The organism is Streptomyces sp. NPDC097107 (genome assembly GCF_044762405.1).
In the GTDB taxonomy this organism is placed as follows: domain Bacteria; phylum Actinomycetota; class Actinomycetes; order Streptomycetales; family Streptomycetaceae; genus Streptomyces; species Streptomyces thinghirensis.
This window is the reverse complement of sequence record NZ_JBIWEF010000020.1, coordinates 21398-37905: the sequence shown is the minus strand read 5'-3', so window position 1 is coordinate 37905 and position 16508 is coordinate 21398. Positions and strand designations below refer to the sequence as shown.

Below are 16508 nucleotides of genomic sequence, written 5' to 3'. Positions count from 1 at the left end.
TCACGCACCTGCGGCCCGTTTCGGCACCGCTGCGCCGCTAACCCCGCTGCGGCTTCACCGGCTCACCGCCGGAGGCATCCGCGTCGGCGTCCGGCGCCTCCTTGAAGTCCACCTTCCCCATGTGCCGGCTCATGGACCGCATCAGCCCCCACACCGCCAGGGCCATCACCGCGAAGACGATGAACCCGAGGACACCGGGCGTGACCTTGTCCTCGTCGAGTTCGGCGAGAGTGACGAGGTGCGTCATTGCCATGCTTGCGCTTGCACTCATGTCAGGCATTGTCCCGGATGCCCGCGAAGAGGTCGTCCTCGGGGAGGGAGGTGTCCACGAGGGACTTCGCGAGCTCGTACTCCTCGGTGGGCCAGACCTTCTTCTGGATGTCCATCGGCACCCGGAACCAGCCCCCCTCGGGATCGATCTGCGTGGCGTGCGCGATCAGCGCCCGGTCCCGGGTCTCGAAGAAGTCGGCGCACGGCACGTGCGTGGTGAGCGTGCGCTCCTTGCGCTCGAACTGTGACCAGCGCTTGAGCCAGTCCCCGTAGGGCGACTCCAGGCCGCGCTCCAGCAGCGCGCTGTGCAGCGCCTCGGTGCGCGGGCGGTTGAAGCCCTGGTTGTAGTACACCTTCTGCGGCTGGTACGCCGCCCCGTACTCGCTCTCCGGGTACTTCTCGGTGTCGGCCGCGCCCTCGAAGGCCACCATCGTGATCTTGTGGGTCATGATGTGGTCGGGGTGCGGATAGCCGCCGTTCTCGTCGTAGGTGGTGATCACCTGGGGACGGAAGGAGCGGATCTTCCGCACCAGCTCACCGGCCGCCTTGTCGACGTCCTCCAGGGCGAAGCAGCCGCCCGGCAGCGGCGGCAGCGGGTCGCCCTCGGGCAGGCCGGAGTCGACGAAGCCGAGCCACTCCTGCCGCACGCCCAGGATCTCCCGGGCCTCGTCCATCTCCTTCTTGCGCACCTCGTGGATGTTCTCCTCGATGTACGCGTCGCCCTGGAGCTTGGGGTTGAGGATGGAGCCGCGCTCCCCGCCCGTGCAGGTCACCACCAGCACGTCCACCCCCTCGGACACGTACTTCGCCATGGTGGCCGCGCCCTTGCTCGACTCGTCGTCGGGGTGGGCGTGCACGGCCATCAGTCGCAGCTGGTCAGTCAAGACTCAATCCTCGGTCAGTCGGCGCCCGTGTGCGTCGGCGCAATCGGCGGCTTCTATAGTGACCGAATCGGGAGCCGAATAATTCCGGAGCCCGGGAAGACCGGGTGCCGGGGCCCCTTCCGGGACACGCCCGTCCCGCTCCTGCCGAGAGGACGATCATGAGTACGGCGAGCACGCAGACGCCCGAGAGCCGGTACGGCCGCTCCTCGGACGAACGGGCCGACCGCACGCTCAAGATCGTCGGCGCCGTGCTCGGTGCCGTCCTGCTCGCCGTGATCGGCTGGTTCGGCTACCACTACGTCGGACAGAACAAGATCAGCGGCGAGTTGATCGGGTTCGAGCTCGCCGAGGACTCGGTGCAGGTACGCCTGGAGGTCCGCAAGGACGCCGGTGTCGCCGGCTACTGCACGGTGCGTTCCCAGGCGGAGGACGGCGACGAGGTGGGCCGGGCCGACTTCCGCTTCGACGGGGACTCCACGCGCGTCGACAAGGTCGTCACCCTGCGGACCAAGGCCGCCGGCACGACGGCCGAGCTGCTCGGCTGCCACGCGGACTGATCCCGCAGAGCCCGGTCGGCGCCAATACCTGGGCACTGACCTGCGGTGACATGAATCTGGTGGCTTATGTCCTCCCCCTTTGGCCACTGAATTGTTAGGCTCGTGGTTTCGCCCTTCCGTGAAGGAACATCCTTCTGGGTAGGGCGTTGATTTGTATTCCCAGTACCAACGAGGAGCACCCGTGACCCAGACCAGCGAGAACGTCACCTGGCTGACCCAGGAGGCGTACAACAAGCTCAAGGAGGAGCTTGAATACCTTACTGGTCCTGCGCGCACCGAGATCTCTGCCAAGATCGCCGCGGCCCGCGAGGAGGGGGACCTGCGCGAGAACGGCGGGTACCACGCGGCGAAGGAGGAGCAGGGCAAGCAGGAGCTCCGCGTGCGCCAGCTGACCCAGCTGCTGGAGAGCGCCAAGGTCGGTGAGGCTCCGGCCGCGGATGGCGCGGTGGCGCCCGGCATGGTCGTCACGATCGCCTTCGACGGTGACGAGGACGACACGCTGACCTTCCTGCTCGCCTCGCGCGAGTACGCGAGCTCGGACATCGAGACCTACTCGCCGCAGTCCCCGCTGGGCTCGGGCGTCATGGGCCACAAGGTCGGCGAGGACGCGCAGTACGAGCTGCCCAACGGCAAGCCGGCGTCCGTGAAGATCCTCAAGGCCGAGCCCTACAACGGCTGACCGGTCTCCCTCCCCCGGCCGGTGGTACACCCGGTCGGCCGTCTGGCGTTGACGAGCCCCCGGCGTCCCGGTGACGCCGGGGGCTCGTCGTCATGTGGCGGCCGAGCGGTACTTGCGCACCGCGAGGGTCCGGAAGACCGCGATGATCAGAACGGACCAGATCAGCGACGCCCAGATCGGGTGCTCCATCGGCCACGCACCTGTAACTGTCTTCGGGACGCCCGGCATCTCGTTCCCGAAGAGTTCACGGGCACCCGCCACCGTTGCGCTGAAGGGGTTCCACTCGGCGACATACTGAAGGAACGTCGGCATGCCGGTGACCGGCACGAAGGCGTTCGAGATGAACGTCAAGGGGAACAGCCAGATCAACCCGCCCGAGGTCGCCGCCTCCGGGGTCCGCACGGACAGGCCGATCACGGCTCCGATCCAGGAGAACGCGTAGCCGAGCAGGAGCAGGAGCAGGAAGCCGCAGAACACCTTGCCGATGTTCTCGTGGGCGCGCCAGCCGACGATCAGGGCGACTCCCGCGAGCACGACGATCGTGAGGGTGGTCTGCACGAGATCGGCGAGCGTCCGCCCGGTGAGGACGGCCCCCCGCGCCATCGGCAGCGACCTGAAGCGGTCGATCAGCCCCTTGTGCATGTCGTCCGCGATGCCCGCGCCCGCACCGGCTGTGGCGAAGGTGACGGTCTGCGCGAAGATCCCGGCCATCAGGAACTCTTTGTACAGCTGCGGGTCGGTGGAACCGCCGATGCTGATGGAGCCACCGAAGACGTACGTAAAGAGCACAACGAACATAACTGGCTGGATGACCCCGAAAAGGAGCATCTCAGGAATCCTGGTCATCCGAATTAGGTTCCTGCGGGCGATGACCAGGGAATCCCGGACGGACTGGCCGAGGGGGTTGGTGGGCGCCGCAGCCCGAGCGGCGTCGGTGGTGGCGCTCACTTGGCGGTCTCCTTCTTGGCCGTGTGGCCGGCGTCCTTGTCCTCGCGGCCGGCGTCGGCCGCGAGGCCGTTCTCCTTCACCTCGGCCACATGGCCGGTGAGGGAGAGGAAGACGTCGTCGAGGGTGGGGCGGCGCAGGCCGATGTCGTCGATCTCGATACCGCGGGTGTCGAGTTCCCGGATGACCTCGGCGAGCAGCTTGGCGCCGCCGGTGACGGGGACGGTGAGCTTGCGGGTGTGCTCCTCGACGGTGGTCGAGCCCTTGCCGAACCCTCCGAGCACCTTGGCGGCCGGCGCCATGTGCTCGCGTTCGTGGACCACGACCTCGACGCGCTCTCCGCCGGTGCGGGCCTTGAGCTGGTCGGAGGTGCCGCGGGCGATGACGCGGCCGTGGTCGACGACCGCGATGTCGTGCGCGAGGTGGTCGGCCTCCTCCAGGTACTGCGTGGTCAGCAGCAGGGTCGTACCGCGGGCGACCAGCTGTTTGATGACCTCCCACAGCTCCTGGCGGTTGCGCGGGTCGAGGCCGGTCGTCGGCTCGTCCATGAACATGACGGGCGGGGAGACGACCAGGGCGGCCGCCAGGTCGAGCCGGCGGCGCATGCCTCCCGAGTAGGTCTTCGTCGGGCGGTCGGCGGCGTCCGCGAGGTGGAACTGTTCGAGCAGCTCGCCGGCCCGGGCCTTCGCGGCCTTGGCCCTCATCTGGTAGAGCTGGCCGACCATCTGGAGATTCTCCCGGCCGGTCAGGTATTCGTCGACGGCGGCGAACTGGCCGGAGAGGCCGATCGACCGCCGTACCTCGTTGGGCTGTTTGAGCACGTCGATGCCCGCGACGACCGCCTTGCCGCTGTCGGGTCGCAGCAGGGTAGTGAGGCAGCGCACGGCGGTCGTCTTGCCCGCGCCGTTCGGCCCGAGCAGGCCCAGGACCGTGCCTTCGGGAACGTCGAGGTCGACGCCGTCCAGAGCCCTTACGTCACCGAAGGTTTTCACCAGGCCTTCGGCATAGATGGCGCCTGGCATATGAGTCTCCACGTCGTCGGGGATTCTTCGGAAAGCCTAGGTTCGTGCTTTTCGCTCTGTGCAGCGAGCGATTTACGACACACCATAACGCGATGTATCGCGTCTCACAATGAAATTGCTCGAACGAGTGACCCAAGTCGATGGCGGGTCAGCCGATGACGGGATAGCCCGCCTCCCGCAGCGCCCGGCCGACCTCGACGCAGTGCTCCGGGCCCTTCGTCTCCAGGTGCAGTTCGACCTCCGCCTCCGTGAGCCCGAGCCGCGGATCGGTCCGGACGTGGCTCACATCGAGGACGTTAGCGTCGACCACTGACAACACCCCGAGAAGCGTGGCGAGGGCGCCGGGCCGGTCCGTCAGACGCAGCCGGACCGCCAGGTAGCGGCCCTGCGCGGCCATGCCGTGCCGCAGCACGCCCTGCATCAGCACCGGGTCCACGTTGCCGCCGGACAGCACCGCCACCACCGGTCCCTCGAAGGCACCCGGATCACTCAGCAACGCCGCCACCGGAGACGCCCCGGCCGGCTCCACGACCAGCTTTGCCCGCTCCAGGCAGAGGAGCAGCGCGGTGGACAGCTCGTCCTCGGAGACCGTGCGGACCTCGTCCACCAGCTCGCCGACGATCCCGAACGGCACGTCACCGGGCCGCCCGACCTTGATGCCGTCGGCCATCGTCGCCGGATGCTCGACTGCCACCGGGCGCCCCGCCGCCAGCGACGGCGGATACGCCGCCGCACCCTCCGCCTGGACGCCCACGATCCGCACATCCGGCCGCAGCGCCTTCACCGCGACCGCGATCCCGGCCGCCAGCCCGCCCCCGCCGATGCCGACCACGACGGTCCGCACCTCGGGACACTGCTCCAGGATCTCCAGTCCGACCGTGCCCTGGCCCGCGATGATGTCCGGGTGGTCGAAGGGGTGAATGAACACCGCGCCGGTCCGCTCCGCGTACTCCTGCGCGGCGGCCAGCGTCTCGTCGACCACCTGACCGTGCAGCCGCACCTCGGCGCCGTAGTCCCGGGTCGCGCTGATCTTCGGCAGCGGGGCGCCCTTCGGCATGAACACCGTCGAGCCCACCCCGAGCAGTGACGACGCCAGCGCCACACCCTGCGCGTGGTTGCCCGCGCTCGCCGCGACCACACCGGCGGCCCGCTGCTCGGGCAGCAGCCCGGCGATACGGACGTAGGCGCCGCGCAGCTTGAACGAACCCGTCCGCTGGAGGTTCTCGCACTTGAGGTGCACCGGCGCGCCGACCAGCTGGGACAGGTGCCTGCTGCCCTCCATCGCCGTCACCCGCGCCACACCCGAGAGCATCTTCTGGGCACCGCGCACATCGTCGAGGGTGACGGGTCCGACAAGGGAGGCCGTGCTGTAGCTCATGTCTCCAGCATCGCAGTTCACGGGCGCCGTGGACCGTTGTGACCAACCTCCGAGACCCGCTTTGCGCAGCGCCGGTACGCCTCGCCGCCCGGCCGCGTACCCTGTCCCCCAATTAGCAGCCCTCCACGAAGTGAGCCCCCGGCCATGCCCACAACACCTGAAATGTCGATGGACATGACGACCGCCGGTGACACCGGTCTTCTCGAGACGCTCCAGCACGAGGTGGCACTCTTCGCCCGTCGTGCCGAACAGACCCGGCTCGGCGGGGTCGGGCAGGTGCGCAACTCCATGGATCGCGCCGCATACCTGCTGCTCAACCGCCTCGACAAAGAGGGCCCGATGGGCGTCAAGGCGCTCGCCGCGAGTATGGGAATCGACTCCTCGACGGTCACCCGGCAGGTGGCACCGCTCGTCGACACCGGACTCGTCAAGCGGACCTCGCACCCCGAGGACGGACGCGCGGTCGTGCTCCAGCTGTCCCCGCGCGGCGTGTCGCGGCTGGAAGAGGTCCGGTCCTCCCGGCGCCAGCTCATGGCCGAACTGACCAACGACTGGGCGCCGGAGGAGCGTGAGGCGTTCTGCGCGCTCCTCGCGCGCTTCAACGGCGCCCTGTCCGCCCGTATGGCCCCGCCGGGCGTGGCGGGCCCGGAGTCGTCGTCGGCCTCCTGAGCCACCCTCCACGCCTTTCCGCGGCGGTTCGTACCGAACTCTTGACCGGCGGGCCGCCCCTGGCCTGATATGAGACCCAGGGGTCGTCTACGGGACTCAGGGGTCGTCGCCCTCTGGGCGGGAGGCGCGGTGCGAGAACGGCAGGCATTCCACAGTGCCCGCCGGGCCCGGGAGTTCGAGGCGTTCGTCGCGGGCGCGGCAGGGCGGCTGCTGCATACCGCCACCCTGCTCACGGCCGAGCCACCGGGCGACAATCCGCGCGCGCGGCGCCTGCTGGCCGTGTCCCTCGCCCACACGTTCGCGTGCTGGGACCGACTGCACGGGGAGGACCCGTACGACCGGGCCCGCCAGTACCTGGCCGCCCGCTTCGCCCGCGAGTCCTGGCACCGGTACGGCGGCGGCATCGGCCGGGCCCGCCGGCACGCCGCGGGCCCTCTGCGCGGGCTCACCCCGCGGGAACGCCTGATCCTGGTGCTCAGACTCTACGAGGGCGTCGCCGAGGAACAGGCGGCCGCCCTGCTGGGCCTGCCCGCGGAACGCGTACGGACGGTCTGCGACCGTGCGACGGCCACCCTGCTGCACCCGCCCGCGCAGCCGGCCCGCCCGGTGGCGGCTGAAGCGAAGGCGGCGACGCCGTGAAGGGCGCGGCACTCGATACGACGGCCGCCGGGGCGGCGGGCACGCGCGCGTGGAGCACGAGCCCACCCGCGCGCAGCACCAGCCCACCCGCGCGCAGCACGAGCACGCGCGCATGGAACACCAGCCCACCCGCGCGCAGCACGAGCGCACCCGAGAGCAGCACGAGCGCACCCGTGTGGAGCACGGGCACGCGCGCGTGGAGGACCGGGAGCCGCGCCTGGATGATCGGGAGGCGCTGGTGAACCGCCCCCAGCGAGAGGCCGCCGCACGGCGGATCATGGAGCAGTCGCCGCCCCGGGTACCGCCCGAGCTGTACGCGGAGGCGGTGCGCCGCGGCGGCCGCATGCTGCGGCGCAGGACCGCCGCCCGCCGCCTGATGTGGCTGGTGCTGTGCGCCGCCGCCGTGGCGTTCACGGTGTGGGCGCTGACCGTCCAGCCCTGGGTGGAGCCGCCGTCGGAGACGACCCCACCCGTGACGGGCTGGGAGGGCTGGTGAACCCGCCCTGCTCGTCGGACTGTCGGACTAGCCGAGGGCCTGCTGGAGGTCCGCGAGCAGGTCGTCGACGTTCTCGATACCGACCGACAGACGCACCAGGTCGGCGGGCACCTCAAGGGCCGAACCGGCGGCGGACGCGTGCGTCATCCGGCCGGGGTGCTCGATCAGCGACTCCACACCGCCCAGGGACTCACCCAGCGTGAACACCTTCGCGCGGTTGCAGAGCTCGACCGCCGCCTCCTCGCCGCCCTCGACGCGGAACGACACCATGCCGCCGAACGCCTTCATCTGCTTGGCGGCGACCTCGTGCCCGGGGTGCTCCGGCAGCCCCGGGTACAGGACGCTCGTCACGCGCGCGTGCCGGGAGAGCATCTCGGCGACCTTGGTGGCGTTCTCGCTGTGCCGGTCCATGCGCACCGCCAGCGTCTTGGTGCCGCGCAGCACCAGCCAGGAGTCGAAGGGACCGGCGATGGCGCCCATCGCGTTCTGGTGGAACGCCAGCTCCTCCCCCAGCTCCCGGTCACCCACGATCAGCGCGCCGCCGACGACGTCCGAGTGGCCGCCCATGTACTTGGTCAGGGAGTGCACGACGACGTCCGCACCGAGCGCCAGCGGCTGCTGGAGGTAGGGCGTGGCGAAGGTGTTGTCGACGACGAGCCGGGCGCCGGCGTCCCGGGCGACCTGGGCCACGGCGGCGATGTCGGTGATGCCGAGCAGCGGGTTGGAGGGCGTCTCCACCCAGACGGCCTTGGTCTTCGGCGTCAGCGCGGCCCGCACGGCGGCGGGGTCGCTCGAGTCGGCCACGGACCATTCCACACCCCACCGGGTGGCGACCTTGGCGAAGAGCCGGAAGGTCCCGCCGTACGCGTCGTTGGGGATCACCACGTGGTCGCCGGGACGCAGCAGCGTACGCAACAGGCAGTCCTCGGCCGCCAGTCCGGACGCGAACGCGAGGCCGCGACGGCCGCCCTCCAGGGCGGCGAGGTTCTCCTCCAGGGCCGTACGGGTCGGGTTCGCGCTGCGGCTGTACTCGTATCCGCCGCGCAGCCCGCCGACGCCGTCCTGCTTGTAGGTCGACACCTGGTAGATCGGCGGGACGACCGCGCCCGTCTGGGGATCGGCGGTGTTGCCCGCGTGAATCGCGAGCGTCTCGAAGTGCTGACTGATGTGCCTGTCGCTCATGGGCACCGAGGGTAGCGGCGCGGACGACTCCGCGCGTTTTCCACAGGGCGGGGGGACAGGTTGGCCAATTGTCGGCGCAGTCTGGTTCGCTTGAGACATGGAGATTCTCTGGGTCCTGATGGCACTGGCCATGCTGGCTGTGGTGCTGCTCCCCATTCTGCGGCGCCGGCGGAGCGCGGTCGGTCTGGTACCCGCCGGCCACCCGGACGCGGCGGACCCCGCGAACTACGGCTTCGCGCGCGAGGAGGAGCTGGACATCCGCATGCCCGGCCCCGACCAGGACCTGCTGGACGTGCTGGACCTGGTGCAGCGCACGCAGGACTACCGGGGTGCGCAGCAGCTCCTCGCCGGTACGGAGGCGGAGGGTGAGCGGCGCTGGCAGCGGGTGCAGGCCTTCGCGGGCGCCGCGTCGCTGGAGCTGCGGCAGCGGCCCGGTGGTGTCGGCGAGACGCCGGGCGGGCAGTGGCTGCGGGTGTGGCGGGCCGAGGCCCCCAAGGACGCGGGCGGCGCGGCGGTGCACGCCGAGTTCCTGGTGCAGCAGGCGTGGCGGACGGCGGCGCCGGGCACGGACGACTTCCGGATCATCATGGAGGAGGCGAAGGCGGCCTGCGGTGAGGCGGCGCTGCTCGCTCCCGGTGACCCGATCCCGTACATCGTCGAGCTCTCGGTCGCCCGTGGGCTCGCCTACCCGCGCGCGGACTTCGAGCAGCTCTGGCTGAAGATCCTCGACCGTGCCCCGGACCACATGGGCGCGCACCTGGCCGCCCTGCACTACTGGTGCGAGAAATGGCACGGCTCCCGCGACCTGGCGTACTCCTTCGCGGAGGCGGCGGCGGCGCGCGCCCCGAGGGGGTCGCTGCTGGCGGCGATGCCGCTCTTCGCGGTGTTCGAGCATCTCCCCGAGGTCAACCTGGTCAGAGGCTTCTACCAGAGCGAGGTCGTGACCAAGGCGGTCCACGGCGCCCTGCACGCGGTCCACGCGGCCCGCCCGGGCGACCCGATGCAGGCGCACGTCCGCCATCTGCTGGTCTTCTTCCTGGTCCGCGGCGAGCGCTGGGCCGAGGCGATGAACCAGCTGATACTCATCGACGGCCACGTCGGCGCCCTGCCCTGGACCCTCTCCCCCGACCCGGCGGCGGAGTTCGCGGTCTACCGCGCGCTGGCGGTCGCGGGCTACGAGGCGAACGGCGGCAGCCCGGCGACGCTCCCCCACTGACGGTTCCGCGACAGGCGGCCCGGCACAAACGCCGACCGGGCCGCCTCCCGGTACGGGTACGAGTCAGCCCTCGGTGCGTGCGGGCAGCCGCCACCCCGGGCGCGGGAAGTGGCAGGTGTAGCCCTCCGGGTAACGCTGCAGGTAGTCCTGATGCTCGGGCTCGGCCTCCCAGAAGGGGCCGACCGGCTCCACCTCGGTGACGACCTTGCCCGGCCACAGCCCGGAGGCGTCCACGTCCGCGATCGTGTCCTCGGCGATCCGCTTCTGCTCGTCGTCCACGTAGTAGATCGCCGAGCGGTAGCTGAGGCCGATGTCGTTGCCCTGGCGGTTCTTGGTGCTCGGGTCGTGGATCTGGAAGAAGAACTCCAGCAGCGCGCGGAAGTCGGTCTTCCCGGGGTCGAAGAGGATCTCGATGGCCTCCGCGTGCGTGCCGTGGTTGCGATACGTCGCGTTCGGCAGGTCTCCCCCGGTGTATCCCACCCGGGTCGCCGTCACTCCCGGCAGCCGGCGGATCAGCTCCTCCATCCCCCAGAAGCACCCACCCGCGAGCACGGCCCTCTGCGTCTGCGCAGCCATTGCGGCCCTCCAATATCTGTTGCCTGGATCACTCGGGCTGCTCGGCTCGCACGCCACCGACATCTCACGCCCGCCCTCGTCAACGCGCGAGAGTTCCGAGCGATTCCGTGCCCGCCCAGGGCGATCCTGCGGCCACCTGCCGCCCCTTCCCGCGCTGGTACGGGGCTCTGGGATGGGCGGGACGGAGACACGGGTGACCCGTTCGGGACACACGAATCGGGTCACGCCGGACGGAGGCCCGCTCCTGTGCACGAGGCCATGGACGCGTAGGCCGCCCCATGGCCACGGGGTCCAGCAGGCCGATGGGTACAGACGGGCGAATCGGTTCTGCCTCACCCGTTCGAGCGGTGGGGCAGCGCTCCCGCCCGATACTCCGAGGCGTGGGACCAGCATCGCGCCCATGGGAGTAGCAATGACCACCTTCGCTGCCGGGCAGCCGCTCATCCCCCAGCCACCCGCCACGGTCGCCGCGCTGCGCCAGGCCGTCAGGCAGATCGAGCCGGCCGCGCTACCGGCGTTCACGCGCGAGCTGGATCAGGCGGCAGACCAGTCCCGGCAGGGTTCGGATCTGGCTCCCCTGCAACGGTTCGTCGCCCAGTGGGCCGTCTACGTCCACATCCAGCGTCAGCCCGACCTGGCAGCAGACTTCCGGAGCTGGGAGGAGAGCGCCGAGTCCGGTGATGCCACCCAGGCGTGACAGGCTGCCTCCAAGATCGGTCGGATCCTCGACCAGGCCCACGCCGCCGTCGGACTTCCCTCCCGGTGACCGTGGACTGGCGATGGGAGTACGCGGCTCCCTCCCCCGTCTACTCGACCTCGATGCCGAAGTCCCGCACGACCCGCTCCACGCCTACCGTGTAACCCTTGCCGCCCAGGACGAAGTCCCAATCTCCGTTCGCCCTCCGGCGGAAGGAGGGTCAGTCCGGTCGGCGCAGCCCCCCGATGAGGTGGGCGACCAGGCGTCGGGCGTCGTAGCGCGGGTCGTTCTCCGCGCCGATGCAGAGGTTGCCGACGCCGCGCATGAGTTCCAGGGCGGAGAGGTCGGACCGGATTTCCCCGGAGGCGGTCGCGGCGTCGAGGAGGCGGGTGCACACGGGCACGAGGCGGTCGAGGAAGTACGCGTGCAGCGTCTCGAAGCCGGCGTTGTCCGACTGCAGTACGGCGGCGAGTCCGTGTTTGGTGACCAGGAAGTCGACGAAGAGGTCGATCCACCGCTCGAGTGCGGCGTACGGGGTCGGGCTGCTCGCCAGCAGGGCCGGGCCGGCCTCGGCGCAGGCCTCCACCTGGTGCCGGTAGACGCCGATGATGAGGTCCGCCCGCGTCGGGAAGTGGCGGTAGATCGTGGCCGTTCCGACGTCGGCCCTGGCCGCGATGTCACGTACCGGCGCCTCCACGCCCGACTCGACGAAGACCGCGGCGGCCGCGTCGAGCAGGGTTTTCTGGTTGCGCCGGGCGTCCGCCCGTTTGGGCCGGGCCGCCTGACCCGTGCCCTCGTCGCCGTCCTGTTCGTGCACCACGTCGTTTCCTCCGCCATCCGGGATTGTTAAACGGGACACCGTTCCGTATTGTTAAACGGGACAGCGTTCCACCTCTCCGTCATGATGCCAGAGCGGGAGTCGCCACCGAGTCCGCCTCGCCTCGTCCAACTTGGCATGGGCTTGTCATGCACGCACGGCACCCCAATTGCTTCGCCTCACCTACTCCTCCTGTAACGAAGGAACACCTCATGCAATACCGCACCTTGGGCCGCACCGGCGTCCAGGTCAGCTCGCTCGCGCTCGGCGCCATGAACTTCGGCAGCATCGGGCGCACCACCCAGGACGAGGCCACCGCCATCGTCGACGCCGCCCTGGAGGGCGGGGTCAACGTCATCGACACCGCCGACATGTACGGCCAGGGCGAGTCGGAGGAGATGGTCGGCAAGGCCATCGCCGGCCGCCGCGACGACATCGTGCTGGCCACGAAGGCGAGCATGCCCATGGGCGAGGAGCGCAACCACCGGGGCGCCTCGCGCCGCTGGCTGGTCACCGAGCTGGACAACAGCCTGCGCCGCCTCGGTGTCGACCACGTCGACCTCTACCAGATCCACCGGTGGGACCCGGCCACCAGCGACGAGGAGACCCTGTCGGCCCTGACCGACCTCCAGCGCGCGGGAAAGATCCGCTACTTCGGCTCCTCGACCTTCCCCGCCTACCGCATCGTCCAGGCCCAGTGGGCCGCCCGCGAGCACCGCCTGAGCCGGTACGTCACCGAGCAGCCCAGCTACTCCGTCCTGCAGCGCGGAATCGAGAGCCACGTGCTGCCCGTGGCCGAGGAGTACGGGCTCGGTGTGCTGGTGTGGAGCCCGCTGGCGTCGGGATGGCTGTCAGGGGCGGTGCGGGCGGGCCGGGAGATCGCCACCCACCGGTCGGCGTTCATGCCGGAGCGTTTCGACACCTCGCTGCCGGCCAACCGGGCCAGGCTCGACGCCGTCGAGCGGCTGGCCGCGGTCGCCGACGAGGCCGGCCTGACCATGGTCCAGCTCGCGCTCGGCTTCGTGACCGCGCACCCCGCCGTGACCAGCGCGCTCATCGGCCCCCGCACCCTGGACCACCTGCGCTCGCAGCTCGCCGCCGCCGACACCGTGCTCTCCGCCGATGTCCTCGACGCCGTCGACGCGATCGTGGCCCCCGGGACCGACCTGGCGGCGCATGAGAAGTCCGACACTCCGCCCGCGCTGCTGGACGCGTCGCTGCGGCGCCGCTGACGAGCGCGCCGCCCGGCGCCGGACTCAAGAGGGGCGCGCGTCAGCCGTCACCGTCCCGCGTCCCGCCCGCTCCGTGAGGAACTCCTGCCACGTCCGCCGGCCCACCCGCGCCCCCTCCAGCGTGAGGTTCGCCCCCGCGCGGTAGGCGCGGCCCGCCTTGCCGGGGATGCGTACCGGCAGCGCCGGGCGGCGGCGCCGGGCGTGCAGGGCGAGGTACGGGCGGGCCAGGGCGGCCAGGTCGTGGACCTCGGGGCCGGTCATGTCGGGGACCCGGCCGGCGGGTGCCGCGAGGGCCAGTTCGGCCAGGCGGGCGGCGACCTCGCGGGAGTCGACCGGCTGGAGGCGCAGGCCGCCCGGGACGGGCAGGACCGGCAGCTTGGTCATCTTCTCGATCACCGTCAGGGTCAGCTCGTGGAACTGGGCCGCCCGCAGCACCGTCCACCCGATGCCCGAGTCGGCGATCGCCCGCTCCGAGTCCAGCTTGGTGCGCAGCCACGCCAGCGGCACGCTGTCCGCGCCCACGACCGAGATGTGGACGAGGTGCCGTACATCCGCGTGCGAGGCGGCGCGCACCAGCGTGCGGGTCGCCTCGTCGTCGCCCTTCGGGCCGCCCGCCAGGTGCAGGACGGTGTGCACGCCGTCGACCGCGGCCTCGACGCCCTCGCCGGTAAGGAGGTCACCGGTGACGTAGGTGACGCCGTCCTCGGCCGGGCGGGGGCGCCGGGTGAGGATCCGTACCTCGTGGCCCGCCGCCCGCAGCAGCGGGACGACGTGGCCGCCGAGGGTGCCCGTGCCGCCGGTGACCAGGAGAGGGGTGGTGGGGGACGAGGGGTACGTCATGACTGCTCCCGAGGGTCCTGGCGCCCGGACGGACAGGTCGACAGCTGTCTGGTTCCTGCCCTGTCCGGGCGCCCGCCGTGTGTGTCCACGGCGGTATGACCCGGGGCGGCGCGGCCGTGTGACAGGGCCGGGAAAAATCCCCAAGGAAATCCTCCGAGGGAATCTCCGAGGATGTTTCCGGCTCGTCAGATCGTCGCCGTGTCGATCACGAAGCGGTACCGCACGTCGCTCGCCAGGACCCGCTCGTACGCCTCGTTGACCTCGGAGGCGGCGATCAGCTCGATCTCGGCGCCGATGCCGTGCTCGGCGCAGAAGTCCAGCATCTCCTGGGTCTCCCGGATGCCGCCGATCATGGACCCGGCGAGGGTCTTGCCGCCGCCGAGCAGCGCGAACAGGTTGAGGGAGACCGGCTCCTCGGGGGCACCGACGTTGGCCAGAGCACCCTCCGTCTTCAGCAGCCCCAGGTAGGCGCCGAGGTCGAGCGGGGCGGAGACCGTCGAGACGATCAGGTCGAAGGTGCCGGCCAGCTCCTCGAAGGTGGCCGGGTCGCTGGTCGCGTAGTAGTGGTCGGCGCCCAGCTTCAGGCCGTCGTCCTTCTTGCGCAGGGACTGCGACAGCACCGTCACCTCGGCGCCCAGGGCGTGCGCGAGCTTGACGGCCATGTGGCCGAGGCCGCCCATGCCGACGACGGCGACCTTCTTGCCGGGGCCGGCGTTCCAGCGCCGGAGCGGGGAGTACGTGGTGATGCCGGCGCACAGCAGCGGCGCGGCCTCGTCCAGCGCGATGCCCTCGGGGATGCCGAGGACGAAGTTCTCGTCGACGACGACCTTCTCGGAGTAGCCGCCGTAGGTCGGCTCGCCGTCCTTGCCGACGCCGTTGTAGGTCATCACGTTGCCGCCGGTGCAGTACTGCTCCAGGCCGGCCTCGCAGTTCTCGCACTCTCGGCAGGAGTCGACCATGCAGCCGACGCCCACCCGGTCGCCGACGGCGAACTTGGTGACGCCGGGGCCGACCTCGGAGACGATGCCCGCGATCTCGTGGCCGGGGACCATCGGGAAGATGGCCTCGCCCCAGCCCTCGCGGACCTGGTGGATGTCGGAGTGGCAGATGCCGGCGAACTTGATGTCGATCAGGACGTCGTGCTCGCGCACCTCGCGCCGCTCGATGGTGGTCCGCTCCAGCGGAGCCTTGGCGGCGGGTGCGGCGTATGCGGCGACAGTGGTCATGCCGGGTTCTCCGGGTTCCTCGTGACTGATCTTCTTCGGGATACCTCCAGCCTGCCGCCCCGGCGGGCGTCCACCCAGACCACGGCTTTGCCTACGACCAGCGTGCGTACCACTGACGGGGACAGGCTCACGGACGTACGACCGGGAATACGACCGGCAATACTGGAGGACATGGATGGACAGCTGGACCGGCGTGCCGAACTGAGCGAGTTCCTGCGCACCCGGCGGGCCCGGCTGAAGCCGGAGGACGTCGGGCTGCCGTCGTACGGGCGGCACCGGCGGGTGCCGGGGCTGCGGCGCGAGGAGCTGGCGCAGCTGGCCGGGGTGTCCGTGGCGTACTACACGCGCCTGGAGCAGGGCAACGGACGGAACGTGTCGGCGGAGGTCCTCGACGCGATCGCCCGCGCGCTCAGGCTGTCCGACGCCGAGCAGGCGCACCTGACGCACCTGGCGAAACCGCAGCAGCAGCGCAGGCGGGCGGCGGCGTCACGGGCGCAGCCGGTGCGCGTGGCGCTGCTCCAGCTGCTGGAGTCGATCGACACGGTCCCGGCGTACGTGACCGGCCGGCGCTCCGAGATCCTCGCCTGGAACCGGATGGCGGCGGCCCTCTTCGGCGACTGGGGCAAGCTACCGGCCCAGGAGCGGAACTGGGCGCGGCTGGTCTTCCTGAACCCGGACTACCGGGATCTGTTCGTGGACTGGGACCAGAAGGCGCACGACATGGTCAGCTTCCTGCGCATGGACGCGGGCCGGCACCCGGACGACCCGCGGCTGTCCGCGCTGGTCGGCGAGCTGTCCGTGAAGAGCGAGGAGTTCCGGCGCCTGTGGGCCACGCACGACGTCAAGGAGAAGACCTACGGCGTCAAGCGGATGCGGCACCCGCTGGTCGGTGACCTCACCCTGTCCTTCGAGACGTTCCGCCTGGTCGACGACGAGGAGCAGTGCTTCGTGACGTACCACGCGGAGCCGGGCTCGCCGTCGGCGGAGGCGCTGCGCCTGCTGGCGAGCTGGGGAGCGGACGCGGCGGCTTCGCTGCCGACGTGAGACCGGTCGCAGGCGCATACCTTTCCGGAAAGCGTGAACAATCGGGGGGAAGTGTCATTTGGGCGCTCGGATGAGCGGCGCGAGGACAAAAACCGTCCAAGTGTTCACGTTTTTCGGCAAGACCCACGGTTCCGAGCAG

Annotated in this window: 18 protein-coding genes and 1 pseudogene; 9 read left to right on the top strand and 10 right to left on the bottom strand. The window is 70.7% G+C overall.

The window, feature by feature from the left end; genetic code table 11:
- Positions 1–37 precede the first annotated feature (37 nt).
- Positions 38–280 (bottom strand): hypothetical protein, encoded by a 243-nt coding sequence (locus tag ACIQ1J_RS33165; protein ID WP_403562753.1) that lies wholly within the window; start codon positions 278–280, stop codon positions 38–40.
- A complete protein-coding gene (gene mca / locus ACIQ1J_RS33160; protein WP_403562751.1) occupies positions 273–1154 on the bottom strand; it encodes a mycothiol conjugate amidase Mca in 882 nt (293 codons plus the stop codon). Before mca ends, ACIQ1J_RS33165 begins: the two co-directional genes overlap by 8 nt.
- 158 nt (positions 1155–1312) lie before the next feature.
- Between mca and ACIQ1J_RS33155 the strand changes: the two genes are divergently transcribed.
- The gene (locus ACIQ1J_RS33155; RefSeq protein ID WP_403562749.1) at positions 1313–1711 is read left to right on the top strand and encodes a DUF4307 domain-containing protein; all 399 of its coding nucleotides are present in this window, start codon (positions 1313–1315) and stop codon (positions 1709–1711) included.
- A 181-nt stretch (positions 1712–1892) separates the two neighbouring features.
- Positions 1893–2390: a transcription elongation factor GreA gene (gene greA, locus ACIQ1J_RS33150; protein ID WP_055418146.1), complete on the top strand. Its 498-nt coding sequence runs from the start codon at positions 1893–1895 to the stop codon at positions 2388–2390.
- 90 nt (positions 2391–2480) lie between these two features.
- Here the strand turns inward: greA and ACIQ1J_RS33145 are convergent, their stop codons facing one another.
- The 3 genes from ACIQ1J_RS33145 to ilvA form a co-directional block, all read right to left on the bottom strand.
- Positions 2481–3338 carry an ABC transporter permease gene (locus tag ACIQ1J_RS33145; RefSeq protein ID WP_403562746.1) on the bottom strand — a complete coding sequence of 286 codons (858 nt, stop codon included), beginning with the start codon at positions 3336–3338 and terminating at the stop codon, positions 2481–2483.
- Entirely contained in the window at positions 3335–4357 is a 1023-nt protein-coding gene (locus tag ACIQ1J_RS33140) for an ATP-binding cassette domain-containing protein (protein WP_403562744.1), read from the bottom strand. Before ACIQ1J_RS33140 ends, ACIQ1J_RS33145 begins: the two co-directional genes overlap by 4 nt.
- 148 nt (positions 4358–4505) lie before the next feature.
- Positions 4506–5735, bottom strand: a complete 1230-nt coding sequence (gene ilvA, locus ACIQ1J_RS33135; RefSeq protein ID WP_403562742.1) for a threonine ammonia-lyase — start codon at positions 5733–5735, stop codon at positions 4506–4508.
- 162 nt (positions 5736–5897) lie between these two features.
- On the opposite strand from ilvA, the gene ACIQ1J_RS33130 reads away from it, so the two are divergent.
- The 3 genes from ACIQ1J_RS33130 to ACIQ1J_RS33120 all read left to right on the top strand — a co-directional run bounded on the left by ACIQ1J_RS33130 (position 5898) and on the right by ACIQ1J_RS33120 (position 7539).
- Positions 5898–6404 (top strand): MarR family winged helix-turn-helix transcriptional regulator, encoded by a 507-nt coding sequence (locus ACIQ1J_RS33130; RefSeq protein WP_403562815.1) that lies wholly within the window; start codon positions 5898–5900, stop codon positions 6402–6404.
- A 129-nt stretch (positions 6405–6533) separates the two neighbouring features.
- On the top strand, positions 6534–7043 hold the full coding sequence (locus tag ACIQ1J_RS33125; protein ID WP_403562740.1) for a sigma factor-like helix-turn-helix DNA-binding protein: 510 nt from the start codon (positions 6534–6536) through the stop codon (positions 7041–7043).
- Positions 7044–7281: 238 nt separating this feature from the next.
- On the top strand, positions 7282–7539 hold the full coding sequence (locus tag ACIQ1J_RS33120) for a hypothetical protein (protein ID WP_210958118.1): 258 nt from the start codon (positions 7282–7284) through the stop codon (positions 7537–7539).
- A 27-nt stretch (positions 7540–7566) separates the two neighbouring features.
- Here ACIQ1J_RS33120 and ACIQ1J_RS33115 read toward each other — a convergent pair whose 3' ends face one another.
- The gene (locus tag ACIQ1J_RS33115; RefSeq protein ID WP_210957731.1) at positions 7567–8721 is read right to left on the bottom strand and encodes a cystathionine gamma-synthase; all 1155 of its coding nucleotides are present in this window, start codon (positions 8719–8721) and stop codon (positions 7567–7569) included.
- Between the two features lie 97 nt (positions 8722–8818).
- Between ACIQ1J_RS33115 and ACIQ1J_RS33110 the strand changes: the two genes are divergently transcribed.
- Entirely contained in the window at positions 8819–9937 is a 1119-nt protein-coding gene (locus ACIQ1J_RS33110; protein ID WP_403562738.1) for a hypothetical protein, read from the top strand.
- A gap of 63 nt (positions 9938–10000) precedes the next feature.
- Here the strand turns inward: ACIQ1J_RS33110 and msrA are convergent, their stop codons facing one another.
- Positions 10001–10513, bottom strand: a complete 513-nt coding sequence (msrA, locus tag ACIQ1J_RS33105; protein WP_403562736.1) for a peptide-methionine (S)-S-oxide reductase MsrA — start codon at positions 10511–10513, stop codon at positions 10001–10003.
- Between the two features lie 412 nt (positions 10514–10925).
- Between msrA and ACIQ1J_RS33100 the strand changes: the two are divergent.
- Positions 10926–11279 (top strand): annotated as a pseudogene (locus ACIQ1J_RS33100) (DUF6247 family protein).
- Positions 11280–11430: 151 nt separating this feature from the next.
- On the opposite strand, the gene ACIQ1J_RS33095 reads toward ACIQ1J_RS33100, so the two are convergent.
- Positions 11431–12030 carry a TetR/AcrR family transcriptional regulator gene (locus ACIQ1J_RS33095; RefSeq protein ID WP_403562734.1) on the bottom strand — a complete coding sequence of 200 codons (600 nt, stop codon included), beginning with the start codon at positions 12028–12030 and terminating at the stop codon, positions 11431–11433.
- A 209-nt stretch (positions 12031–12239) separates the two neighbouring features.
- On the opposite strand from ACIQ1J_RS33095, the gene ACIQ1J_RS33090 reads away from it, so the two are divergent.
- A complete protein-coding gene (locus ACIQ1J_RS33090) occupies positions 12240–13259 on the top strand; it encodes an aldo/keto reductase (protein WP_403562732.1) in 1020 nt (339 codons plus the stop codon).
- Positions 13260–13283: 24 nt separating this feature from the next.
- On the opposite strand, the gene ACIQ1J_RS33085 is transcribed toward ACIQ1J_RS33090, so the two are convergent.
- Positions 13284–14099, bottom strand: a complete 816-nt coding sequence (locus ACIQ1J_RS33085) for an SDR family oxidoreductase (RefSeq protein ID WP_403562730.1) — start codon at positions 14097–14099, stop codon at positions 13284–13286.
- A gap of 185 nt (positions 14100–14284) precedes the next feature.
- On the bottom strand, positions 14285–15325 hold the full coding sequence (locus tag ACIQ1J_RS33080) for an NAD(P)-dependent alcohol dehydrogenase (protein WP_403562728.1): 1041 nt from the start codon (positions 15323–15325) through the stop codon (positions 14285–14287).
- 171 nt (positions 15326–15496) lie between these two features.
- Here ACIQ1J_RS33080 and ACIQ1J_RS33075 point away from each other — a divergent pair, with 171 nt between their 5' ends.
- Positions 15497–16369, top strand: coding sequence for a helix-turn-helix domain-containing protein (locus ACIQ1J_RS33075; protein ID WP_403562726.1), 873 nt, complete (start codon positions 15497–15499; stop codon positions 16367–16369).
- Positions 16370–16508 lie beyond the last annotated feature (139 nt).